The following is a 5938-nucleotide window of genomic DNA, read 5'->3' on the forward strand; positions in this document are numbered from 1 at the left end:
CGCCTGCAGCCATTCGCGCAGCCGCTCGGCCGCGGCCACCGGGTCGGCCAGGTCCACGCTCCACTGCTCGAGCTGCGCGCCCTCGGGCGCCTGGAGCGCGGGATGGGACTTGCGCGACAGGCCCACGACGTGGTGCCCGGGCACGAGCAGCTGCTGCGCCATGGCCAGGCCCATGCCGCGCGAGCTGCCGGTGAGGAGGTACAGGTGCTGGTTCATTCGCCTATGGTAGTCAGAAACCGTGGGGCGCCTCGAACTGTTGCCATGCCCCGTGCCGGGGATGGGCAAAGCCAAGGGCGCTGGCGTGCAGCAGCAGCCGCGGCGCACGCTGCTGCGTGGCGGCGTCGGCGTACAGCGCATCACCGAGGATCGGGTGGCCGATGGCCGCGAGGTGCACGCGCAGCTGGTGCGTGCGGCCGGTGAGCGGGCGCAGCTCCAGCAGCGCCGATTGCGCCAGGCCGCGGTGGTTTTGCTGCAGCACGCGCCAGCGGGTCTGGCTCGGCTTGCCGGTGGCCAGGTCCACCCGCTGGCGCGGACGGTTCGGCCAGTCGGCGGCCAGCGGCAGGTCGATCAGCGCCCAGCCCTCGTCGTCCAGCGCCTCGGGGCGCGGCTCGCCCTGGACCACGGCGTGGTAGCGGCGCTCCACCCGGCGCGCGGCGAAGGCCTGGCCGAGCAGGCGCTGGGCCACCGGGTTGCGCGCCATCAGCACCAGGCCCGAGGTTGCCTGGTCGAGCCGGTGCACCACCAGCGCACCCGGCCAATGCTGCTGGGCGCGCGTCGCGAGGCTGTCGTGCTTGTCGGCTCCACGCCCCGGCACGCACAGCATCCCGGAAGGCTTGCACAGCACCAGCAGGTCCGAATCCTCGTGCAGGCAACTCAGGTCTGCCGCCACCACCCCGGCTTCAGCCTCCATGCACCAGCCGGTCCACAGTCGCGCACAGCGCCTGCACGTCGTCGGGCTTGTGGATCAGGGCGCGCGCGCCCTCGGCCAGGGCGGCTTGCTCGATGTCGGCGGTGACGTAGCCCGAGGCCAGGGCGACCGGCAGGTCGGCGCGGATGGCGCGCGCCGCGCGCAGCAGGTCCAGGCCGGAAAAGCCCGGCATGTTGTAGTCGGTGACCAGCAGGTCGTAGCGCGCGGGCGCGGCGCGCAGTGCCTCGGTCGCTTGGCGCGGGTCGGTGAAGCAGCTGACCTCGTAGCCGCGGCGACCGAGCAGGCGCTGCACCAGCCGCACCAGCGCCTCGTCATCGTCCACGTACATGACGTGCCGGGCACGCTGGCCAGCCGCAGCAGCCGGGGGCGGCGGTATGGGGCTCGAGGCGGGCGCGGGCAGCGCGGGCGGGGAGGGCAGGTGGGTGGATACCGCCACCGGAAAATACAGCGTGAAGCTGCTGCCCTGTCCGGGGGCGCTGCGCAGGTCGATGGCGCCCCCGTGGGTGCGCATCACGCCGTGTACCACGGCTAATCCCAGGCCCGTCCCCTGGCCCACCGGCTTGGTGGTGAAGAAGGGCTCGAACACGCGCGACTGGGTGGCGGCGTCCATGCCCGGGCCGTCGTCGTGCACCGTGGCCGTGACGTACTGGTCGGCCGCCAGGCCGAGGCGCTCGCGCAGGCGCTGCGTCGGCTGGGCGAGTGCGAGTTCCAACCGGACGTTACCGTGGCGCTCGCCGATGGCGTGCACGGCATTGGTGCACAGGTTGAGCAGCGCCTGCTCGGCCTGGGTGGCGTCCGCCAGCACCGGCGGCAGGCCCTCGGGCGCGTGGATGGAGAAGCTGACCTGGGGCGGCAGCGTCACGCGCAACAGGCGCTGCGTGTCCTGCGCCACCTCGGCGAGGGCGACGGCGTGGCGCCGCGGCGGCTCGTTGCGGCTGAAGGTCAGGATCTGGCGCACCAGGTCGCGCGCGCGCCGGCCGGCCTTGTCGATCTCCAGCAGGCTCTCGTGGGCGGGCGTGCCCGGTGGGCTCTCGGCGCGGGCCAGCTCGACGTTGCCGAGGATGGCGTGCAGGATGTTGTTGAAGTCGTGTGCGATGCCGCCGGCAAGGGTGCCCATGGCCTGCATCTTGTGCGATTCGCGCAGCTGCGCCTCCAGCTCGGCGCGGCGCGCTTCCTCGCGTTTCCTGGCGGTCAGGTCGCGCGCGAAGACGGTGGTGGTCTCGCCCTCGGCGTGACGCTCGAAAGTGACGCTGACCTCGACGGCGAGCTCGCGCCCGGAGGCCGTGAGCGCGGTCATCTCGCCCATCATCGCCTGGGTGGTGAGCTGGGCGAAGGCCAGCACCTGGTCGGCCTTGGGGATGAAGCGGCTGATCGGGCTGCCCAGGGCGTCGCTGGCCGGGCACTGGAACAGCATGGCGGCCGTGGGATTGAAGACCGTGATGCGCTGGTGCTGGTCCACGCAGACGATGGCGTCCAGCGCGGAATTGATGACCGCCGCGAGGCGCCGCTCGCCGGCGTGCAGCTGTTCGTTGCGCTGGCGCAGCTCCTCGGCGCTGCGCTTGAGCGCCTGGCGCTCGGCCAGCAGCGGGCCCTGGTCGATGACCGCGCACAGAAATTGCAGGCTGGGCGCGCCGCCGTCGCCCCCGTGCGCCTCGATGCGCGCGATGTGCAGGTCGCCGGTGATGCGGCGCTCGGCATCGATGGTGAACACGACTTCGGTCGCCTCGGCCGTGCCGCGCTCGCGCGCCGCGGCGAAGGCGGCGCCCACGCGCGCGGCGTGCGCCGCGTCCACGAAGGGCATCAGCGCGGTCAGGGGACGGTCGTGCTCGCGCGGCTGGAAGGAGCGCTGGGCCATGGAGTTGGCCTGGACCACGACGTCGTGCTCGTCGAGCACCATGAGTGCCAGCGGCACGCTGGAGAACAGGGCCTCGAAACGTTCGGAGGCGCTCTCCGCCATGGACTGGCTGTAGCGCAGCACCTGGTTCTGCGCCTGCAGCTCGGCCTGGGAGGCGCGCAGCTCCTCGATGAGTGCCGCCAACCGGCCGGTCGCGCGCTCGGGCGTGCGGCGCTCCGCGGGGACCTCCGCCCCGGCAGGGGTGTTGGCCCGCGCCGCATCTGCGGACGGCCCGGGGGTCGGCACGCCGGCGGAGTCCGCTTCGGACCGCAGCAGGAAAGACAGGTCGGGGCGTGGCATGGGCGCAAAAGGCGTGTGTCCGCCAGTTTAGTCCGCCCCGGGCGCCCTGGGTGGGCGCGCCGCGCCCCTCACCCCAGTTCGTCCATCGGCACGCAGCTGCAAAACAGGTTGCGGTCGCCGTACACGTTGTCGACGCGGCCCACCGGGCTCCAGTACTTGTTGCGGCGCAACCCCGGTACCGGGTAGGCCGCCACCTCCCGTGGGTAGGGGCGGGTCCATTCCGCGACCAGCAGGCTCTCGGCCGTGTGCGGCGCGTTCTTGAGCGGGTTGTCGTCGCGTGGCCAGTGGCCGTCCTCGATTTGCTGGATCTCCGCGCGGATGGCGATCATCGCATCGACGAAGCGGTCCAGCTCGGCCAGGTTCTCGCTTTCCGTGGGTTCGACCATCAAGGTGTTGGGCACCGGAAAGGAGAGCGTCGGCGCGTGGAAGCCGTAGTCGATCAGCCGCTTGGCCACGTCTTCTGCGACCACGCCGCTGCCCTCCTTGAGCGGGCGCAGGTCGAGGATGCATTCGTGCGCCACGCGGCCGTTGTCCGAGGCGTAAAGCGTGGGGTAGTGGCCTGCCAGGCGGGCGCTCACGTAGTTGGCGTTCAGGATGGCCAGCTCGGTGGCGGCCGTCAGGCCCTCGCCGCCCATCATGCGGATATACATCCAGGAGATCGGCAGCACGGCCGCGTTGCCCAGCGGCGCGGCGGATACCGCGCCCACGGCCCGGGAGGCAGGGGCATCGGCCAGGGCGCCCATGGCGGCGGCGGTGCCGTGGCCGGGCAGGTACGGCACCAGGTCCTCGACCACGCACACCGGCCCCACGCCCGGCCCGCCGCCGCCGTGCGGGATGCAGAAGGTCTTGTGCAGGTTCAGGTGGCTCACATCGCCGCCGAACTCGCCCGGCGCCGCGACGCCCACCAGCGCGTTCATGTTGGCGCCGTCCACGTAGACGCGGCCGCCGTGCGCGTGCACCAGCTCGCACAGCTCCTTGACGCGGGTCTCGAACACGCCGTGCGTGCTGGGGTAGGTGATCATGATGCACGATAGGCGCTCGCTGTGCTTCTCGCACTGCAGCTTCAGGTCATCCATGTCCACGTTGCCGTTCTCGTCGCACTGGACGACCACCACCCGCATGCCGACCATCTGGGCGCTGGCCGGGTTGGTACCGTGCGCGCTGCTGGGGATCAGGCAGACGTCGCGGTGGGCGTTGCCCTGGGCCGCGTGCCAGGCGCGGATCGCGAGCAGGCCCGCGTATTCGCCCTGGCTGCCGGCGTTCGGCTGCAGGCTGACGCCGGCATAGCCCGTGGCCTCGCACAGCCAGCGGCGCAGCTGCTCGTCGAGCAGCCGGTAGCCTTCCTGCTGGTCGGCCGGCGCGAACGGATGAACCTGCGCGAACTCCGGCCAGGTGATGGGGATCATCTCGCTGGTGGCGTTGAGCTTCATGGTGCACGAGCCCAGCGGGATCATGGTGCGGTCCAGCGCCAGGTCCTTGTCCGACAGCTGCCGGATGTAGCGCAGCATGGCGGTCTCGGAGTGGTGGGTGTTGAACACCGGGTGCGTGAGAAAGCTGCTCGCGCGGCGCAGCGCTTGCGGGATCAGCGGGTCCACGCCCATGTCGTAGTCCGCGAAGGCAGGCACGGGCTGGCCATCCGCCGCGAAGACCTTCCACAGCAGTTCCACGTCGGCGCGCGTGGTGGTCTCGTCGAGCGAGATGCACAGGTATTCGTCCCGGTAGGTGCGCAGGTTGGCTCCCAGGGACACGGCGCGGTCGGCTATTTTTCTGGTGGCATCGCCGGTGTGCAGGCACAGGGTGTCGAAGCTGGGCTGCTCGCGCAGCGGCGCGCCCAGGCTTTTCAGCCCCTGCGCCAGGATGGCCGTGTAGGTGGCGACGCGCCGGGCGATGCGCGCGAGGCCCTTGGGGCCGTGGTAGACGGCATACATGCTGGCGACGACCGCTGGCAGCACCTGCGCGGTGCAGATGTTGGACGTGGCCTTCTCGCGGCGGATGTGCTGCTCGCGCGTCTGCAGCGCCAGGCGGTAGGCGGGCTGGCCATGCACATCCACGCTCACCCCCACCAGGCGGCCCGGCAGACTGCGCTTGAAGCCGTCGCGGCAGGCCATGTAGCCGGCGTGCGGGCCGCCGGCGCCCATCGGCATGCCGAAGCGCTGCGTGGTGCCGACGACGATGTCGGCGCCCCATTCGCCCGGTGGCACGATCAGTGCCAGCGCCAGCAGGTCGGCGCAGGCGATGACGGCGGCGTTGCGCGCGTGAGCTTTCTCGGCCGCGGCGCGCAAGGACTGCACGTCGTCGATGCGCCCGCTGGTGGCGGGGTATTGCACCAGCAGCGCGAAGTACTCGCTTTCAACGGCCGCGTCCCACGCCTCGCGCGAATTGGCCAGCACCACCTCGATGCCCAGCGGCTCGGCGCGCGTCTGGATGACCTCGATGGTCTGCGGGTGCGCGTCGCCGGCGACGATGAAACGGTTGCTGGCTGCCTTGACCGAGCGGCGCGCCAGCGTCATGGCCTCGGCCGCGGCGGTGGCCTCGTCGAGCATCGAGGCGTTGGCGATGTCCATCCCGGTCAGGTCCGTGACCATGGTCTGGAAGTTGATCAGCGCCTCCATCCGGCCCTGGCTGATTTCTGCTTGGTAGGGGGTGTAGGCGGTGTACCAGGCGGGGTTTTCCAGCACGTTGCGCAGGATGACGCCTGGCGTGTGCGTGCCGTAATAGCCTTGGCCGATGAAGCTCTTCAGGATGCGGTTGCGCCCGGCGATCGCCTTGAGCTCGGCCAGCGCGGCCGCCTCGGTGGCAGGGGCGGGCAGCCGCAT

General features: G+C 71.4%; 3 protein-coding genes and 1 pseudogene. All 4 read right to left on the reverse strand.

Annotated elements, in window-relative coordinates; genetic code table 11:
* Positions 1-216 (reverse strand): annotated as a pseudogene (locus A612_RS10000) (SDR family NAD(P)-dependent oxidoreductase); the annotation flags it as partial.
* A gap of 13 nt (positions 217-229) precedes the next feature.
* The gene (locus tag A612_RS10005; RefSeq protein WP_019374355.1) at positions 230-910 is read right to left on the reverse strand and encodes an RluA family pseudouridine synthase; all 681 of its coding nucleotides are present in this window, start codon (positions 908-910) and stop codon (positions 230-232) included.
* A complete protein-coding gene (locus A612_RS10010) occupies positions 900-3122 on the reverse strand; it encodes a hybrid sensor histidine kinase/response regulator (protein ID WP_019374356.1) in 2223 nt (740 codons plus the stop codon). The genes A612_RS10005 and A612_RS10010 overlap by 11 nt, the downstream gene beginning before the upstream one ends.
* A 68-nt stretch (positions 3123-3190) precedes the next feature.
* Positions 3191-5938 (reverse strand): aminomethyl-transferring glycine dehydrogenase (gcvP, locus tag A612_RS10015; RefSeq protein WP_019374357.1); only part of this gene is annotated, 2748 nt, incomplete at its 5' end.

Source organism: Melaminivora alkalimesophila (assembly GCF_000282995.1).
GTDB lineage: Bacteria > Pseudomonadota > Gammaproteobacteria > Burkholderiales > Burkholderiaceae_C > Melaminivora > Melaminivora alkalimesophila.

What these genes read in the sequence shown, in the direction of transcription:
- A612_RS10005 (WP_019374355.1), bottom strand. Translation starts at nt 910, where the DNA reads ATGGAGGCTGAAGCCGGGGTGGTGGCGGCAGACCTGAGTTGCCTGCAC.
- A612_RS10010 (WP_019374356.1), bottom strand. Translation starts at nt 3,122, where the DNA reads ATGCCACGCCCCGACCTGTCTTTCCTGCTGCGGTCCGAAGCGGACTCC.